The 17,578-nt window shown below is 63.4% G+C and carries 15 protein-coding genes; 7 read left to right on the forward strand and 8 right to left on the reverse strand.

The window, feature by feature from the left end:
* The first annotated feature begins 20 nt into the window (after window positions 1–20).
* From G3O01_RS38680 to G3O01_RS38705, 6 genes are all read left to right on the forward strand, one after another.
* Window positions 21–503: a hotdog family protein gene (locus G3O01_RS38680; protein WP_205812577.1), complete on the forward strand. Its 483-nt coding sequence runs from the start codon at window positions 21–23 to the stop codon at window positions 501–503.
* The gene (locus G3O01_RS38685; RefSeq protein ID WP_205812579.1) at window positions 500–1,225 is read left to right on the forward strand and encodes a 3-ketoacyl-ACP reductase FabG2; all 726 of its coding nucleotides are present in this window, start codon (window positions 500–502) and stop codon (window positions 1,223–1,225) included. The genes G3O01_RS38680 and G3O01_RS38685 overlap by 4 nt, the downstream gene beginning before the upstream one ends.
* Window positions 1,225–2,451, forward strand: a complete 1,227-nt coding sequence (locus G3O01_RS38690; RefSeq protein ID WP_205812580.1) for a beta-ketoacyl-ACP synthase — start codon at window positions 1,225–1,227, stop codon at window positions 2,449–2,451. Before G3O01_RS38685 ends, G3O01_RS38690 begins: the two co-directional genes overlap by 1 nt.
* Complete coding sequence (locus tag G3O01_RS38695; protein WP_205812582.1) at window positions 2,448–3,674, forward strand: beta-ketoacyl synthase N-terminal-like domain-containing protein; 1,227 nt, start codon at window positions 2,448–2,450, stop codon at window positions 3,672–3,674. The genes G3O01_RS38690 and G3O01_RS38695 overlap by 4 nt, the downstream gene beginning before the upstream one ends.
* Before the next feature lie 91 nt (window positions 3,675–3,765).
* Window positions 3,766–4,194, forward strand: a complete 429-nt coding sequence (locus tag G3O01_RS38700; RefSeq protein ID WP_205812584.1) for a hypothetical protein — start codon at window positions 3,766–3,768, stop codon at window positions 4,192–4,194.
* Window positions 4,195–4,219: 25 nt separating this feature from the next.
* A complete protein-coding gene (locus G3O01_RS38705) occupies window positions 4,220–4,651 on the forward strand; it encodes an excinuclease ABC subunit A (RefSeq protein ID WP_205812586.1) in 432 nt (143 codons plus the stop codon).
* A gap of 55 nt (window positions 4,652–4,706) precedes the next feature.
* Here G3O01_RS38705 and G3O01_RS38710 read toward each other — a convergent pair whose 3' ends face one another.
* The gene (locus G3O01_RS38710; protein ID WP_205812635.1) at window positions 4,707–5,432 is read right to left on the reverse strand and encodes a class I SAM-dependent methyltransferase; all 726 of its coding nucleotides are present in this window, start codon (window positions 5,430–5,432) and stop codon (window positions 4,707–4,709) included.
* A 144-nt stretch (window positions 5,433–5,576) separates the two neighbouring features.
* Here G3O01_RS38710 and G3O01_RS38715 point away from each other — a divergent pair, with 144 nt between their 5' ends.
* Window positions 5,577–6,821, forward strand: a complete 1,245-nt coding sequence (locus G3O01_RS38715) for an NAD(P)/FAD-dependent oxidoreductase (RefSeq protein ID WP_205812593.1) — start codon at window positions 5,577–5,579, stop codon at window positions 6,819–6,821.
* Between the two features lie 720 nt (window positions 6,822–7,541).
* Here the strand turns inward: G3O01_RS38715 and guaD are convergent.
* The 7 genes from guaD to G3O01_RS38750 form a co-directional block, all read right to left on the reverse strand.
* Window positions 7,542–8,879, reverse strand: coding sequence for a guanine deaminase (gene guaD / locus G3O01_RS38720; RefSeq protein ID WP_205812601.1), 1,338 nt, complete (start codon window positions 8,877–8,879; stop codon window positions 7,542–7,544).
* A 38-nt stretch (window positions 8,880–8,917) separates the two neighbouring features.
* Window positions 8,918–9,958: an adenosine deaminase gene (locus G3O01_RS38725; RefSeq protein ID WP_205812603.1), complete on the reverse strand. Its 1,041-nt coding sequence runs from the start codon at window positions 9,956–9,958 to the stop codon at window positions 8,918–8,920.
* 78 nt (window positions 9,959–10,036) lie between these two features.
* A complete protein-coding gene (gene xdhC / locus G3O01_RS38730; RefSeq protein ID WP_205812605.1) occupies window positions 10,037–11,047 on the reverse strand; it encodes a xanthine dehydrogenase accessory protein XdhC in 1,011 nt (336 codons plus the stop codon).
* A 100-nt stretch (window positions 11,048–11,147) separates the two neighbouring features.
* Window positions 11,148–13,577, reverse strand: coding sequence for a xanthine dehydrogenase molybdopterin binding subunit (xdhB, locus tag G3O01_RS38735; protein ID WP_205812612.1), 2,430 nt, complete (start codon window positions 13,575–13,577; stop codon window positions 11,148–11,150).
* On the reverse strand, window positions 13,574–15,121 hold the full coding sequence (gene xdhA / locus G3O01_RS38740; protein ID WP_205812619.1) for a xanthine dehydrogenase small subunit: 1,548 nt from the start codon (window positions 15,119–15,121) through the stop codon (window positions 13,574–13,576). The genes xdhB and xdhA overlap by 4 nt, the downstream gene beginning before the upstream one ends.
* A 1,011-nt stretch (window positions 15,122–16,132) precedes the next feature.
* Window positions 16,133–16,639 carry a disulfide bond formation protein B gene (locus G3O01_RS38745; protein WP_205812621.1) on the reverse strand — a complete coding sequence of 169 codons (507 nt, stop codon included), beginning with the start codon at window positions 16,637–16,639 and terminating at the stop codon, window positions 16,133–16,135.
* Between the two features lie 120 nt (window positions 16,640–16,759).
* On the reverse strand, window positions 16,760–17,578 hold an 819-nt coding region (locus G3O01_RS38750; RefSeq protein WP_241024636.1), incomplete at its 5' end, for an amidase family protein.

The raw sequence follows: 17,578 nt of genomic DNA on the forward strand, positions 1-17,578 counted from the left end.
CAAGCAAAAAACATAACGACATGACGGCCACACCTGAGACCTACCAAGCTTTTCCGCCGATCGACACGATCCTGCCGCATCGCGGCACGATGCTGCTCGTCGATGGCGTGAGCGCATGCGGCGACGAAGCGCTGACGGCGCATGCGGCCGTGCGCAGCGACGCATGGTACGCGGACGACAACGGCGCGATGCCCGCATGGATCGGCATCGAGCTGATGGCGCAGGGCGTCGCCGCGCATGTCGCGCTGCTCGCGATGCGTGCGGGCGGCCGCGCGCGGCCCGGCGTGCTGCTCGGCACGCGCAGCTACAAGGCGCATGTCAGCGCCTTCGCGCGCGACGCGAAGCTCACGATCAACGTGCAGGAAGTGCTGCGTAGCGAAGAAGGCCATAGCGCCTACGAATGCACGATCGACCACGACGGCGCGCGTTACGCGGACGCCGTCATCAAGGTCTTTCAACCGAACGATTTTCAGACGTTCATCGAAGGGAGTATCAGTTCATGAGCCGGCGAGTTCTGGTTACAGGCGCCAGCCGCGGCATCGGCCGCGCGATTGCCTATCAGTTGGCCGCGGATGGCTTCGCCGTCTCCGTGCATTGCCGCACGGGCCGCACGGAAGCCGAGGCCGTCACGGCCGGTATTGCCGCGCAAGGCGGCTCGGCGCGCGTGCTGCAGTTCGACGTGCGCGATCGCGCGACGGTTCGCGACGTGCTGGAAGCGGATGTCGCCGCGCATGGTCCGTACTACGGCATCGTGTGCAGCGCGGGCGTGACGCGCGACGCGGCCTTTCCCGCGCTCACCGACGAAGACTGGGACGTCGTGATCGAAACGGGACTGGACGCGTTCTACAACGTCGTCCATCCGCTGACCATGCCGATGGTGCGCGCAAAGAAGGGCGGGCGCATCGTCACGATCGCGTCGGTATCGGGCGTGATGGGCAATCGCGGGCAGGTCAACTACAGCGCCGCGAAAGCCGGGCTGATCGGCGCGACCAAGGCGCTCGCCGTCGAACTCGCATCGCGCAGCATCACGGTCAACTGCGTGGCGCCCGGTCTGATCGAAACAGGCATGCTCGAAGAGATGCCGCTCGAGCTCGCTTTGAAGACGGTGCCGATGAACCGTGTCGGTCAGCCGGCGGAAGTCGCGGCCGTGGTGAGTTTCCTGATGTCGGATGCCGCGTCGTACGTGACGCGCCAGGTGATCGGTGTGAATGGCGGGATGATCTGATGAAGCGCGTCGTCATTACGGGCATGAGCGGCGTTACGGCGCTCGGCAGCCGCTGGGACGAGATCGAAGCGGCGTTGAAGGCCGGGCGCAACGCGGTGCGGCGCATGCCGGAGTGGGACTACTTCGAGTCGCTGCATACGCGGCTCGCCGCGCCGCTGCCCGCGTTCGCGCAGCCTGCCGGCTGGCCGCGCAAGAAGACGCGTTCGATGGGCACCGTGTCGATGTACGCGGTGCGAGCGAGCGAACTCGCACTCGCCGAGGCCGGTCTCGCCGACGATGAATCGATCAAGGACGGCCGCATGGGCGTCGCATACGGCTCGTCGTCGGGTTCCGTCGAACCGATCCGCGCGTTCGGCACGATGCTCGAATCGGGATCGATGACAGACGTGACGTCGAACAGCTATGTCCAGATGATGCCGCACACGACGGCGGTCAACGTGAGCCTGTTCTGGGATCTGAAAGGCCGCATCATCCCGACCTCGTCCGCCTGCGCGTCGGGCAGCCAGGCGATCGGCTATGCGTATGAAGCCATCGCGACGGGCAAGCAGACGCTGATGCTGGCGGGCGGCGCGGAAGAGTTGTCGGGACCGGCCGTCGCCGTGTTCGACACGCTCTACGCAACCAGCACACGCAACGACGAGCCGCAACTCACGCCGCGCCCGTTCGATGCGAAGCGCGACGGTCTCGTAGTCGGCGAGGGCGCGTCGACGCTGGTGCTCGAAGAATACGAGCACGCGAAGGCGCGCGGCGCGACGATACACGCGGAGATCGTCGGCTTCGGCTGCAACTCGGACGGTGCGCACATGACGCAGCCGACGGCCGCGACGATGGCGCGCGCAATGCAGCTTGCGCTTGAAGACGCGAAGCTCGATGCGAACGCGATTGCTTACGTGAACGCGCACGGCACGTCGACGGATCGCGGCGACATTGCCGAGAGCCAGGCAACCGCGCAAACCTTCGGCGAGCGCATGCCGATTTCGTCGCTCAAGAGCTATGTTGGCCACACGCTCGGCGCGTGCGGCGCGCTCGAAGCGTGGTGGACGATCGAGATGATGAAGCGCAACTGGTACGCGCCCACGCTCAATCTGACGGAAGTCGATCCCGCCTGCGCGCCGCTCGATTACATCATGGGCGACGCGCGCCATATCGACGCCGACTACGTGATGAGCAACAACTTTGCGTTTGGCGGCATCAATACGTCGCTGATTTTCAGGCGCGTTCGATGAGACGTCCGCAAGGCTTGCAGCGTGTCGTCGTGACAGGCATGGGCATCGTGTCGTGCATCGGCAATACGCTCGGTGACGTGAGTGCCGCACTGCGCGCAGGGCGCAGCGGTATCACGCACGTCGATGCGTGGCGCGAGCGCGGCTTCGGTACGCAGGTGGCGGGCGTGGCGTCGGTGGATGGCGAGCCGGCGTTCGATCGCAAGCTCGAGCGCTTCATGGGCGACACCGCACGCTTTGCCTGTCACGCCGCGCGCAAGGCGATCGACGATGCAGGCCTCGACGCCGCATCGCTACGTTCGCCCGATGCGGGCGTGGTGATCGGATCGGGCGTCGGCACGATGTCCGCGTACGACGCGGCGATGGCCGTTGCGAATACGCGCGGCGTTGAGAAAACGCCGCCATATACGGTGCCGCAGGCCATGAGCAGCACCGCATCGGCGAATGTCGCGCAGGCGTTCGGCATTGAAGGCGTCACGTATTCGCCTTCGTCGGCGTGCACGACTTCAGCACTCGCGCTCGGCCAGGCGGCGCAACTGATTCAGACCGGGCGTCAGCAGATCGTGCTGGCAGGCGGCAGCGAATGCCTGCACGACAACATGACGCTGATGTTCGACGCGATGCATGCGCTGTCGCGCCGTTTCAACGCGACACCCGGGCGCGCATCGCGTCCGTACGATACGCAGCGCGATGGCTTTGTGATTGCATCGGGCGGCGGCGTGCTCGTGCTCGAAGCGCTCGATCATGCGCTCGCGCGCGGCGCGCGTATCTATGCGGAGCTGACGGGCTTTGGCCAGAGCACGGATGGCGCGGGCATGGTGACGCCGCACGCGCCGGGGATCGCGCGCGCCATGCAGATGGCAATCGATGAAGCGGGCACACGTCCCGACTACGTCAACGCGCACGCGCCGTCGACGCCGCTTGGCGACATCGAGGAACTGCGCGCGCTGCAAACCGTATTCGGCGATGACGTGCCGCCGTTTTCATCGACGAAGGGTTTGACGGGACATCCGCTCGGCGCATGCGGTGCGCACGAAGCAATCTACACGCTGCTGATGATGCGCGACGGTTTTATCGCGGGGACAACGGGCATCGAACACATCGAGCCGCTCGCGCAGAACATGCCGCTCGTGCAGGTCACGCGCGAAGCGCGTATCGATAGCGCGTTGTCGGTGTCGTTTGGCTTTGGCGGCAGTTGCGCGAGCCTGATGTTTGCAAGGATTTGACCGTCGCCTGTCGGGATCAGTCACAGGCAAAGACCTGAATGCTGTACGAAGCACACAACGATAAACAACGAGAAAAAGGGAAGTCGAAACAATGAAAACGAAAATCGCACTGGGGCTGGTGGCTGCCGTATTGCTGACGCAAGCCGGTTGCACGACGAAGATCAAATCTCTGCCGATGCCGGCCGCGATCCAGACGCAAAACGGGCAGGACGTCGCGCTGTATTTCGGCGAGCAGCCGCATGCGCCCGTCAGGCAGTCGCTCGGCAACAAGGAGTTCGCGGTGCGCGTGCTGCGCAAGGTGGAAAACACGCCTGAGGCCAACTGCGGGATTGCGCTGGAAAAAGCCGTGCAACAACTGCGCGATTACGCGCGTTCGCAACACGCGAATGCCGTCATCAACGTGAAGACGCGCTTCCAGCACAACGAATCGGTGTCGGCGTCGGAATTCACCTGCGGCGCGAGCCTGAACGGTTCGACGCTCGCCGTGCGCGGCGATGTCGTCACGCTCGAAACCCAATAAGTTTTTAACCACGAGGGTCATAACCATGAAGCGTCACCTGATCTGTGCAGCTGTCGTCGCATGCCTCGCCTCGCACGCATTCGCGCGCGACACGGTCGCCAACTTTCCCGTCGCCGAAGCGCTGGCGAGCGAGCCGGGCAAGGTCGGCGACGATATTCCGCTGTATTTCGCGGGCCAGAAGCACCCGGGCGTCGTGAAGAACTACGGCGAGTTCGCGACCAACAAGAAGACCAACGCGTTCGGCAAGAGCGACGAAACAGCATGCCAGCACGTGTTCCTGTCGGCTGTGATCGAGCTTCAGGATCGCGCGCGCAAGGAAGGCGGCAATGCCGTCATCAACATCAAGAGCAACTACAAGAACGAAGTGCGCGAGAGCGCAACGGAGTTCACCTGCGGCGCGGGCGCGGTGATTGCTGGTGTCGCGTTGAAGGGCGAAGTGGTGACGCTGAAGAAGTAAGTCGGCAGCGTTGACGGGCAGCGGCGTTGATGGACGATGCCGCTGCCTGTTGCGGTCAGTCTGTCTTGACGGCTGCGACGTTCACCAGCGTTTCGCGGCGCTTGCCGGGCTTCGGCGTGTAGAGGCGAAGACGTTCGAGCAGGCCGAAGTCTTTCGCGCGGCTCCACCACAGGTAAGGCAGCGAAACATTGTGTGTGCCGAACGTGAAGCCGCCTTGACGGATCATGTCGAGATAGCCGTTCGCGCTCTTTTGCACATGCATTGGGTGACGGAACAGCAGCCGGATCACCCATGACTTGATGTACGCATCGGTCGATTCGGCGAACAGCAACACGCCGCCCGGTTTCAGCACACGGCGGAACTCGGCGAGCGCGCGTTCCTGTTCGACGAGATGGTGGAAAGTCTGATGGCAGAACACGATGTCGGCACTGGCATCGGGCAGCGGCAGGTTCGCGCAGTCGCCGTGCAGCACATCGATTTCCGTTGTGCGTGTGTCGGCGTGATGGCGGCACGCATTCGCAGCCTGCTTCGCGAGGTCGAGCGAGGGCTCGTGAAAGTCGAGACCGACGATGCGCGCGGGTTTGAACGTTTGCGCGAGCAGGCGGAACGAAATGCCCTGCCCGCAACCGACATCGACGATCGTGGGCGCGGCGGGCAGCGGCGTGTCGATCAGGCGGTTGAGGTCGTTGATCGCAACGCGCAGTACATGATGCTCCCACGTGTGGGTGCGCAGGAACCAGACGCCGAAGGCCGTTTCTGGAACGAACGGCACGCAGTGCATGCTGGATGAGTCGGTGGACCGCACGTTATTCCCCGATGAAGGTGGTCTTTGATGGCTTGTTGATCTGGAAGATTGTGCGACATTGTAACCACTGGTAAGCATGGAAAGCGTTGCGTGCGCAACACGCTATTTGAAGGAATATCAATGAATATGGATTCGTCGATGAATGCCGCGGTGGACGTGGCCATCATCGGAGCAGGCCCGTCGGGTGCCGTCGCCGCGGCGCTGTTGCGCAAGGCGGGGCGTTCCGTGCTCGTGCTCGAGCGCCAGCACTTTCCGCGCTTTTCGATTGGCGAAAGCCTGTTGCCGCAAAGCATGGCTTACCTCGAAGAAGCGGGCATGCTGCAGTCGGTCGTCGAAGCGGGCTTTCAGTACAAGAACGGCGCGCACTTCGTGTATCGCGACAAGGTCTCGGCCTACGACTTTCGCGACAAGCATTCCGAGGGCTGGGGCACGACATACCAGGTCGAGCGCGCTGCCTTCGACGATCTGCTGATCCGCTGCGCGGCGCAGCAGGGTGCCGACGTACGCTTCGGCCACACCGTCAACGCGATGAAGACGGGCGACGCGCCCATGCTGGACGTAACGGACGAAGCGGGCAATGCATACCAGGTGCATGCGCGTTTCGTGCTCGACGCGAGCGGTTTTGGCCGTGTGCTGCCGCGCCTGTTGAATCTCGAAGCACCCACTCGCATGCCGACGCGCGCGGCAATCTTCACGCATGTGCGCGACGGCATTCCTGTCGAAGCTCACGATCGCAACAAGATCACGGTGGCTGTGCATCCTGAGCATCGCGACGTGTGGTACTGGATGATTCCGTTGGCGAACGGCCGTTCGTCGGTGGGCTGTGTGGCAGAGGCTGCGTTTCTCGATGTGCCCGAGGCCGAGCGCGAGGCGAAGCTACGTGCGTTGATCCATAGCGAGCCCACGCTCAACCGGCTGATTGGCAATGCGCCATTTTTGATGCCGGTACGGCATATCGGCGGGTACTCGGCTAATGTCGAGCGGCTGCATGGGGCCGGGTTTGCGCTGCTCGGCAACGCGGGGGAGTTTCTTGATCCCGTGTTTTCGTCGGGGGTGACGATTGCGTTGCGGTCCGCGCATCTGGCGGTTCAGACGCTTGAGCGTCAGTTGAATGGGGAAGTGATTGACTGGCAAACCGCGTATGACATTCCGCTGAGGAAGGGGATCGATACGTTCCGTGCGTTCGTCGAGCGGTGGTACACGGGTGAGTTACAGGACATTATTTTTTATCCGGAACAGACGCCGATGATTCGGCGCATGATTAGCGCCGTGCTCGCGGGGTATGCGTGGGATGAGACGAATCCTTATGTCGCGGATCCTGTGAGGAGGTTGAATGCGTTGCATGAGGTGATTGGGGTAGGGTAGTTGGTGGTTTTGTTGTTGCTGGCATCCGCGTGATGTTATCGGTTTGCCTGGGTTGCCCCTGTGCGGGGCGGCACTTACTTTCTTTGCCGCCGCAAAGAAAGTAAGCAAAGAAAGCGGGCTAACACCGCCCGTTCTTGACCTCCGCCTGAGGGCCCCCAACGGGTCTTATGCTGCAAACGGCAACTTCTCAGTCTCCGCCCGTTGCCAGCGCTTCGAATTGGCGCCTCACCCACTTCAATCACCCGTAGCGCAAGCAGCGGCAGCGAATGGTTGCGGCCGCCTAGGTGGCAAACTGTGTGTAGGTCGTAGTGCCTCACACCTCGGCGCTCTTACGACACCGATCGTGTTTTTCAGTCCGGAGTGAAACGTATATGGCGCGAAAGCCTACACACAGTTTGCCGCTATAGAACATGGGCGATTTGGTCGCGCGTGTGGCGACGCGGGAGTGTGAAGCGGGTGAGGCGCTGATTCAACGCGCTGGCAACGGGCATCGAACGGAGCGGTTGCCGTGTGAAGGAGAGGAGCCGTTGGGGGCCCTCAGGCGGAAACAAGAATTAGCGGTGTTCAGCGGCTTTCTTTGCTTACTTTCTTTGCCGCGGCAAAGAAAGTAAGTGCCGCCCCGCACAGGGGCGACGCGTGAAGCACCGATAACAAAACGCGGATGCCAGCGACAACATAACCACACCACCTGGCGTCGCAGACAACCAAAAAAACCAAACCTTATGCAGCGATCCGAGCCTTCCCCTGCAAATCCTGACGAGCATCGTCACGCCGATGCACCCGCTGCCCAGCAGCATAAGTCTCAAACACCGCGCGATCATCGCCAAGAAGCGCAAACGCAAACAGCAGTTCTTCGAGCGACTCGGTCCGCTCAGTCCGCCGGGCCATCAAAGGCGTAGCCTTAGGATCGAGCACAACGAAATCGGCTTCAGAACCAACGGCAAGCGTGCCGACCTTATCGGCGAGATCCAGCGCTTCGGCAGCACCAGCCGTCGCAAGCCAGAACATCCGCGTAGCGGTCAAATGATGCCCGCCAAGCCGCGCCACCTTGTGCGCTTCATTCATCGTTTGCAGCATCGAGAACGACGTGCCGCCGCCGACGTCAGTCGCGAGAGCAACAGGCATCCCCGATTCCCCAGCCTTGTCGAAATCGAACAACCCGCTGCCGAGAAACAGATTCGACGTCGGGCAATGCGCGGCAACCGTACGCGTCTCAGCCATCCGTCGACGATCTTCCGCATCGAGGTGAATGCAGTGCCCGTACACTGCGCGCGGCCGCAGCAACCCATAGTGATCGTAGATGTCGAGATAACTGCGATGGCCCGGGAACAGGCTCGCTACCCACTTCACTTCGTCATGATTCTCGGCAACGTGACTCTGGATGAACACATCAGGATGCAGCTTCGCGAGCGCACCAGTGGCTTCAAGCTGGGCTTCCGTTGAAGTCGGCGCGAATCGCGGCGTCAGCGCGTACATCTGACGTCCCTTGTTATGCCAGCGTTCGATCAGTTCGGCGCTGTCGTCGTAGCCTGTTTGCGCCGTGTCGCGCAAAAACTCCGGGCAATTCCGGTCCATCAGCACCTTGCCGCCGATCATCCGCACATTGCGTCGCTGCGCTTCCGTGAACAACGCATCCGCCGATTGCTTGTGCACCGTGCAGTACACCATCGCCGTCGTCGTTCCGCATGCCAGCAGTTCGTCGACGAAAAAGCTCGCCGTATCCTGCGCGACAGCGGCGTCACTGAAACCGCGCTCGGTCGGGAACGTGTAGGTCTCGAGCCACGGCAGCAGACCCGGTGCGGGCGACGCGATCATGTCCGTCTGCGGGTAGTGGATGTGCGTGTCGATGAAGCCGGGGACGATCAGCTTGTCGCGCATCTCGACCACCTGCGTTCCGGGCGCGAGCTGCGCAGCGACGGACGCATACGCGCCCGCCGCAACGACATGTCCGTCTTCGACGATCAGGAGGCCGTCTTCGTTGAAGACTGCAGCGTTGGACGATTGCGCAGGATCGCCGTTGAACGTCAGCAGTTGTGCGCGATAAGCTGTTTGAGTCATGAGTGAAACCGTCTCCGAACTATTAGATCAAGCGGGGATCAAGCTGATGCGCGCCAGTGCGCATCGAGTTTGGCGATCATCGCGTCGCGCTCCGCAGGCGTCACGAACGACGCCTCGAAACCGTTGCGGATGATCGTGTACACCTCGTCGTCGTCGAGCTTGAGGGCATCGACCGTCGCAAGGTAGTTTTCGTTGACGTAGCCGCCAAAGTACGCGGGGTCGTCGGAATTCACGGTGACGGCGACGCCTTCGTCGAGCAGCGCCTTCAACGTATGTTTGGTCAGGTCGTCGAACACGCACAGCTTCAGGTTCGACAGCGGGCACACCGTGAGCGCCACGCGCGAATCGGCGAGGCGCGTGACGAGCGCCGGGTCTTCGATGCTGCGCACGCCGTGATCGACGCGATCCACTTTCAGCAGATCGAGCGCTTCGTAGATGTACGACGGCGGGCCTTCCTCGCCCGCATGCGCGACGAGCTTCAGGCCTTTGGCGCGGGCCTTCGCGAACACGCGCTCGAACTTCGACGGCGGATGGCCACGCTCCGACGAATCGAGGCCGACACCGATCAGCCGGTGCTTGTACTGATCGAACAGAGGCAACGCCGTGTCGAAGGTTGCGAGCGCATCTTCTTCCGGCAGATGGCGCAGGAAGCACAGAATCAGCTTGCTCGTGAGGCCGCGCGTTTCCGCTTCGGCCAGCGCACGTTCGATGCCCGCCACCACGGTTGCAATCTCGACGCCGCGTTCCGTATGCGTCTGCGGATCGAAGAAGATTTCCGTGTGGATGACGTTGTCCGCGAGCGCGCGCTCGACGTAGGCCATCGTCATGTCGTAAAAGTCCTCTTCCTTCAGCAGCACGCTCGCGCCCGCATAGTAGATGTCGAGGAACGATTGCAGATCGGTGAACGCGTACGCGGCACGCAGCGCGTCGATCGATTCATACGCGAGCTTCACGCCGTTGCGTTCGGCGAGCTTGAAGATCAGCTCCGGCTCGAGCGAGCCTTCAATGTGAATATGCAGCTCGGACTTCGGGGCGCTCAGCGTCTTTTGAAGCAGCGGGGAAAGTGGGGTTGTCGTCATGGTCGGTCAATGATTCGGGTTATCGATGGATTTATTCAACGCCCGATGGCTAGTCGGGCGTCCCCAATGTGTTGATGCTCAAACTGTCTGCGCCAGATGCGCTGCGTTGGCTTCGACGGCCTGCAGCAGCTGCGCCGCCGCCGAAATCGCAATGATCTCCGGCGACTTGTCGACGATGCCGTCCACGCCGAGCGGACATTTCATCCGCGCGATCGCAGCCGGATCGAAACCGCGTGCGGCCAGCCGGTGCTCGAACTGCTTGCGCTTCGTGTGCGAGCCGATCATGCCGAAGAACGCGAAGTCGCCGCGCCGCAGGATGCGTTCGGCAAGATCGAGGTCCAGCGCATGGTTGTGCGTCATCACGATGAAGTACGTGTGCGGCGCGGCCTTGTCGATGGCTTCGTCGGGCGCGTCGTTCGCTTCGATCGTCACGTTCGCAGCGCCCAGCGTGTCGGGCGGCGGGAACTGCGCGTCGCGTTCGTCGACCCAGTGCACGTGGCAGGGCAAGGTTGCCAGCACGCGCACGAGCGCGGCGCCCACGTGCCCCGCGCCGAACAGCACGACAGGGAAGTCGCGCGGCGCGATGGTTTCGGTGAGCAGCGCGCTGCTGTCGTCGAAACCCGCGCCGTCCCACAGCAGACAGTCGGCGCTTTCGACACCCGGCTCCGGATCGGACAGCATCACCGCATCGGGTGCGGGCCCGAATGATACGCTACGCACCACCGATTGCCCGCCTGCAACGCGCTTGCCCAGCGACGTGACCCAACCCAGATCGCCGATATCGAGCCGCTCGAACGCGAGCACCACCGCGCCGCCGCAGCACTGGCCGAGACTCGGCCCAAGCGCAAAGCGTTCGAGCCGCCGCATGTTCGGCGCGCGCATGCCGTCGCGCAGCACCTGGCGCGCGCTTTCGATCGCTTTCCATTCGAGATGTCCGCCGCCGATGGTGTGACGCGCCGAATCGCGCGTGACGATCATCTTCGTGCCGGCATCGCGCGGTGCCGAGCCTTCGGCACGCGCGACCGTCACCAGGACGACGGCGTCGCCATGGGCGAGCAGTTGCTGCAGATCGGTGAGCCAGGCATGCATCCGGCGGTTCTCCATACAAGGCCGCGCGGGTTGGCCGCGCGGCCGGTTGATCTTCTGTGCGTTGCGGTCGTGGCGCGCGGCACGTTCTACGTGTGTTTCGTCAAGCTGTCGTGCCCGCGCCCGCAGGCTCCTGCGACGTTGGACTGACCGTCGTGCCTAGCGTTGCAACGGGCGTGCCGGGCTTCATTGCGTCGATGGCATCGAGAATCGCTTCGGGCGTCGCGGGCGCGCGCAACGGCGGCGCAGCGGCTGCATCGGGCGCGGTGGCCGCGACGGCATCGCGGATCGCGAGCAGCACCGAGAACGGCAGCAACAGCGGCGGCTCGCCAACGGCTTTCGAGCGGAACACGGTCGGCTCCGCGTTCGTGTTCTGAAACAGCTTCACGTTGAATGCGGCGGGCGTGTCGCTGACGGCGGGAATCTTGTAGGTGGACGGCGCGTGCGTCATCAGACGGCCATCGCGGTTCCACCAGAGTTCTTCCGTCGTGAGCCAGCCCATGCCCTGGATGAACGCGCCTTCCACCTGGCCGAGATCGATCGCAGGATTGATCGACTGGCCGGCGTCGTGCAGCACGTCGGCGCGCACAAGCTTCCATTCGCCCGTCAATGTATCGATCACGACTTCGGACACGGCCGCGCCATAAGCGAAGTAGTAGAACGGATGACCTGTCAGCGTCTTCGCGTCCCAATGCACTTTGGGCGTCGTATAGAAGCCGTCGGACCACAGCTGGATGCGCGCCAGATACGCCGCGCCGGCCAGTTGCGCGAACGGCATCGCTGCACCGTTCGTGCGCACTTCGCTGTTTTCGAAGCTCACGTCTGCGACAGTGCCGCCGAGTTCGTTCGCGGCCAGCACGGCGAGGCGCTCGCGGATCGTGTGCGCCGCGGCTTCGGCGGCTTTGCCGTTCAGGTCGCTACCCGTCGATGCAGCCGTCGCTGATGTGTTCGCCACTTTCGACGTGTCCGTCGCCGTCACGCGTACGCGTGAGAGCGGCAGGCCGAACGCGTTCGCGACCACCTGCGCGACCTTCGTGTTCAGCCCCTGGCCCATCTCGGTGCCGCCGTGATTCACGAGCACCGAGCCGTCCTTGTAGACATGCACGAGCGCGCCCGCCTGATTCAGGAACGGCACGTTGAACGAGATGCCGAACTTGACGGGCGAATACGCGATGCCGCGTTTGAGCACCGGGCTCGTCGCATTGAACGCGGCAATTGCCGCGCGCCTTGCCTTGTAGTCGCTGGTGTCGATCAGTTCATCCGTCAGCGGCGCGATCACGTTGTCTTCGACGGTCTGTCCGTATGGCGTGACGTTGCGCTCGCCGACGCCGTAGAAGTTCGCGCGGCGCACGTCGAGCGGATCGCGCTTCAACTGACGCGCGATGCCGTCCATCATCACTTCCATCACCAGCGCGCCCTGCGGTCCGCCGAAGCCGCGAAACGCGGTGTTCGACTGCGTGTTGGTCTTGCACGGCAGCGCGACGATATCGACGTCCGACAGGTAATACGCATTGTCGAAGTGGCATACGGCGCGCGTCGCGACGGCGCCCGACAGGTCCGCTGAAAAGCCCGCGCGCAACGCGATCTCGACACGCGCGCCGAGAATGCGGCCGTCGTCGTCGAAACCGGCTTCGTATTCGTAGATCGCATCGTGACGCTTGCCCGTGATCATGAAGTCGTCGTCACGGTCGGCACGCAATTTCACGGGGCGGCGCAAGCGCTGCGCCGCCAGCGCCGCCGCGCACGCGAACAGCGCCGACTGCGATTCCTTGCCGCCGAAGCCACCTCCCATGCGCCGGCATTCGCATAACACGCTATGCGTCGGCCAGCCGAACATATGCGCGACGACGTGCTGCATCTCGCTCGGATGCTGCGTCGAGCTATAGACGAGCATGCCGTCCATTTCCTTGGGCACGGCGTACGCGACCTGGCCTTCCAGATAGAACTGTTCCTGGCCGCCGACTTCGAACGTACCCGCGATCCGGTGCGGCGCCTGCGCGATCTTTTCGGCAGGCGCGCCGCGCTTCAGATGCAGCGGCGGCAGCACGTACTGCCTTTTCGCCTTCGCTTCGGCGGCGGTGAGCACGGCTTCGAGCGGTTCGTAGCGCACCACATCGTCGCTCTTCGCGAGCGATGCCGCGCGCCGCGCCAGTTCATGGCTTTGCGCGATCACGATGAAGACGGGCTGGCCGAGATACAGCACTTCGCCATCGGCGAGAATTGGATCGTCGTGAAGCACGGGGCCGCAATTGTTTTCACCGGGGATGTCCTCGGCGGTCAGTACGGCGACCACGCCGGGCGCCGCGCGTACGGCATCGAGATCGAGCGACACGATGCGCGCGTGCGCATGCCGCGACAAGCCGAGCGCGGCGTGCAGCGTCTGCGCGAGTTCGGGGATGTCGTCAGTGTAGGTTGCTTCGCCGCTGACGTGCAGCGCGGCGGATTCATGCGGCAGCGATACGCCGATTGCGGCCTGCATCTCGTTGTCTGCGAGCGCTGCGTGATGAATGAAAGCATCGGTCTGCCTGTTCATGACGTCGGCTCCTGTGCGCCTGCCGCGTGCATCGCGCCCGCTTCGAACGCAAACGCATTGACGTCGCAAAGCGCGAGCGGATTGGTGTCGCGCGTTTCCAGATGAAAGCGCCACAGCAGATTGCGCGCGACCTTCAGCCGGTAGGCGCTCGACGCGCGCATGTCGGTGAGCGGCTGGTAGTCGGTCGTCAGCGCGTTCATGGCGCGTTGCGCGGTGTCGGCGTCCCACGGCGCGTCTTTCAGTGCGGCTTCGGCGTGTTGCGCGCGCTTCGGCGTTGCCGCCATGCCGCCGAATGCGATGCGAGCGTCGGCTATCACGCCATCGACGATGCGCAGCGCGAACGCACTGCACACGGCCGAGATGTCCTGGTCGTAGCGTTTCGAAACCTTGTACGTGCGAAAGCGGAGATCGGGCGCGGGACGCGGCACGCGGATCGCAGCGACGAATTCGCCAGACTCGAGCGCCGTCTTCTGATAGCCGAGATAGAACGCATCGAGCGGCAGCGTGCGGGTCTTGCGCTCGCGCTGCAGCACGACGAGCGCGTTGAGCGCGATCAGCGCGGGCATCGAATCGCCGATGGGCGAACCGTTGGCGACATTCCCGCCGAGCGTGCCCGCATTGCGGATGGGCAGCGACGCGAAGCGCGTCCACAGTTCGGCGAGTTCGGGGTAGTCGGCGGTGAGCGCGGCGTACGCATCTTCGAGCGAGACGGCTGCGCCGATCGTCAGCGTCTGTGCATCGCGTTCGATCGTCTTCAGTTCGGCGACGTTGCCGATATACAGGATGTCGCCGAGATCGCGAAACTGCTTGGTGACCCACAGACCGACGTCGGTGCTGCCCGCCAGCAGCCGCGCGTGCGGGTGCTGCGCGCGCAGCGTGGCGAACGCGTCGAGCGCGACGGGCGCGAAGAACGCGGGTTCGCCGAACGTCGGGCCCCGCGTGTCGGGCGCGCGGTATTCGAAGGTGTCATTGCGCTGGATCGCTTGCAGCGCCTGGACGACGGCGGCGCGGTCAAGCGCGGCATGCGGATACTGCTCTTCGTCGAACATCTTCTGCGATGCTTCGACGATCGGCCGATAGCCGGTGCAGCGGCACAGGTTGCCTGACAAAGCGGTGTTGATTTCGTCGCGTGTCGGCAGGCCGGCGCCGGCGTGCTGGTTTTCGTAGAGCGCCCACATCGACATTGCGAAGCCTGGCGTGCAGAACCCGCATTGCGAGCCATGGCAGTCGACCAGCGCCTGTTGAACGGGGTGCAGCGCGCCGTTTGGGTCGCGCAGGTCTTCGACGGTGAAGAGCGCCTTGCCGTCGAGCGTCGGCAGAAACTGGATGCAGGCGTTGACGGCTTCGAGCTTGAGTTGACCGTGTGCGTCGGCTTCACCGATAACCACGGTGCATGCGCCGCAATCGCCTTCCGCGCAGCCTTCCTTGGTGCCTGTGCAACGCAGGTCTTCGCGCAGGTGCTGGAGCACGGTGCGCGAGGCGGGCGCGCCGCTGATTTCGCGGACGGTTCCCTGGTGATAGAAGCGGATGGTTTGCGTTGTCACGGCGAATCCTGAAGACATTGCGGACCGGGCGCGCGTTACGCATGGGGTCGCGCCGTAGCCGGCCTCGCGCACGTAGATCGCCATCCATGTACGACCTTAACACCACTTTGTCCTAAAAATATTTCCCCGAGCGAATGAGGGATATTTGATGACGGGCATGGGCCCGGCGGGTAGGTTTTTTTGGCGCTGCCGGGGTAGGTGTTTACGCCGAAGCCTTTGGGGGGATACGGGGTGTGTTTGTCTTCGACGGTTTGGTTTTGGTTTTGGTTTTGCTTTTTGCTGGCATCCGCGTGATGTTTTCGTAGTTCAAGCGTTGCCCCTGTGCGGGGCGGCACTTACTTTCTTTGCCGCCGCAAAGAAAGTAAGCAAAGAAAGCGGGCTAACACCGCCCGTTCTTGACCGCTGCCTGAGGGCCCCCAAAGGGTCTTCCGCTTCACACGGCAACCTGCCATTCACTGCCCGTTGCCAGCGCCTTGAATCGGCGCCTCACCCACTTCAATTGTCCGTAGCGCAGCCAGCGGCAGCGAATGGTTGATGCCGCCCAGGTGGCAAACTGTGTGTAGGCCGTAGTGCTCCACGCGTCAGCGTTCCTACGACACCGATCGTGGTTTCGAGCCGCCCACCTTGTTTTTCAGTCCGGAGTGAAGCGCATACGCTGCGACAGCCGACACACAGTTTGCCGCTATAGAACGTGGGAGATTTGATCGCGTGTGTGGCGACGCGGGAGCATGAAGCGGGTGAGGCGCCCATTAAGAGCGTTGGCAGCGGGCGTCGAGAAGAGTGACGCCGCATGAAGGAGAGGACCCGTTGGGGGCCCTCAGGCAGGAATAAGAACTGGCGGTGTTCAGCGGCTTTCTTTTGCCTACTTTTCTTTGCCGCGGCAAAGAAAAGTAGGTGCCGCCCCGCACAGGGGCGACGCGTGAAGCACGAAGGCAAATCGCGGATGCCAGCGAAAGCGAAAACCAAAACCAAAACCAAGGCGCCGCCCAGCAAAAACCTCAAAAAAACCGTTCAACGAGCACCACGATTCCGCCACAACCCAACTGCCAGAGCAAAAAAAGCCACCACAAACCCAACCAGCGACCACATAGGCAAAGAAAGCCCCAGAATCGGCGGATAAGGCGTCTCGCAGAGGCCAGCAACCTTGAACACGCTCGGCAGCCAGTGCGCCGGCGGCAATCCATCAACAATCGGCTGCAGCGCATCAAACCCGCAGCTAAAGCTCGGATGCGACTGCACAAACACATGCCGGGCGGCCGTCAACAGCCCGCCAAGCGCCGACAGCAGTGCAAGAAATTCGAGCAGCCTGACACCCGTCCAGCCACGCATCCGCGCGCCGAGAAACGCAAAAATCGCGATCAGCAGATAAAAATAGCGCTGGATGATGCACAGCGGACACGGATCCTCGTGCTTCACAAATTGCAGATACAGTGCGCCACCCACGAGCGCGAGACAGATAAAACCGAGTAGGACGAGCAGACTGCGCTCGCGGCGCAATTTAACGTTATCGATATTCATGATCCTGCTAGCGGTGGAAGTTCGGAAAAGGGTGCGGCGATTCTAGCCGAAGCCCGCAGCGCATGCCGGAGCGTCCATCCCGGCTTGCAGGCGGCTTGCATGCTCCGCCGCCATTCGAGTTCAGCGGATTGTGTTGAGTACCGCTTCGACAGCCCGTCCTATTCCCAGCAGCGCGTCGTCCGCGTGCGGCGCGGCCGCCAGCATCAGCCCGACGGGCGCGCCGCCGCGCGGATGGCAGGGCAGCGAGATCGCGCATGCATCGAGGAAATTGAACGCGCTCGGATTGCGCAGTACGAGCCCGTTGGCGCGGAAGAACGCGTCGTCGTCATCGACGAGATCCGCCACGCGCGGCGGCACGATCGGCACCGTCGGCGAGACGAGCGCGTCAAAGCGCTGCCAGGTCGGACGCGCCTCGGCCAGCACGGCAGCGCGCTCGGCGAGCAGGTCTAGATAGTCGGCGGCCGTCGCCGGCTGGCCTCTCAGGATGCGCGTGAGCACGCGAGGATCGTAGGCGTCGCGGTGCGCTTCGAGCAGCGGCCGGTGCCACGCGTACGCTTCGATCGGCGAAAAGCCGTAGCGGTTGATCGCGGCAAGACGGTCGAGCGGCGCGAGGCGCACGTCGCTGACGATCGCGCCCGCCGCCTCCAGATGCTTGAGCGCGGCATCGTAGGCTTCGGCCACTTCGGGCTCGATGTCGTCCGTCACGTAGTGGTTCAGCACGCCGAGTCGCAGGCCTTCGAGCGGCCGCGCGGCCGGGACGACGGGCTCCAGCCCGGCCAGAATCCGGTCGACCAGCGCGCAGCACGCGACTGTCGCGCCGATCGGGCCGAACGAATCGAGCGTGCTCGACAGCGGCACGCCGCCTTGCTTCGGCACGCGGTCGGCGGTCGGCTTGAAGCCGGTCAGGCCGCACAGCGCGGCGGGAATGCGCAGCGAGCC

Source organism: Burkholderia sp. Ac-20365, assembly GCF_017104715.1.
GTDB lineage: Bacteria > Pseudomonadota > Gammaproteobacteria > Burkholderiales > Burkholderiaceae > Paraburkholderia.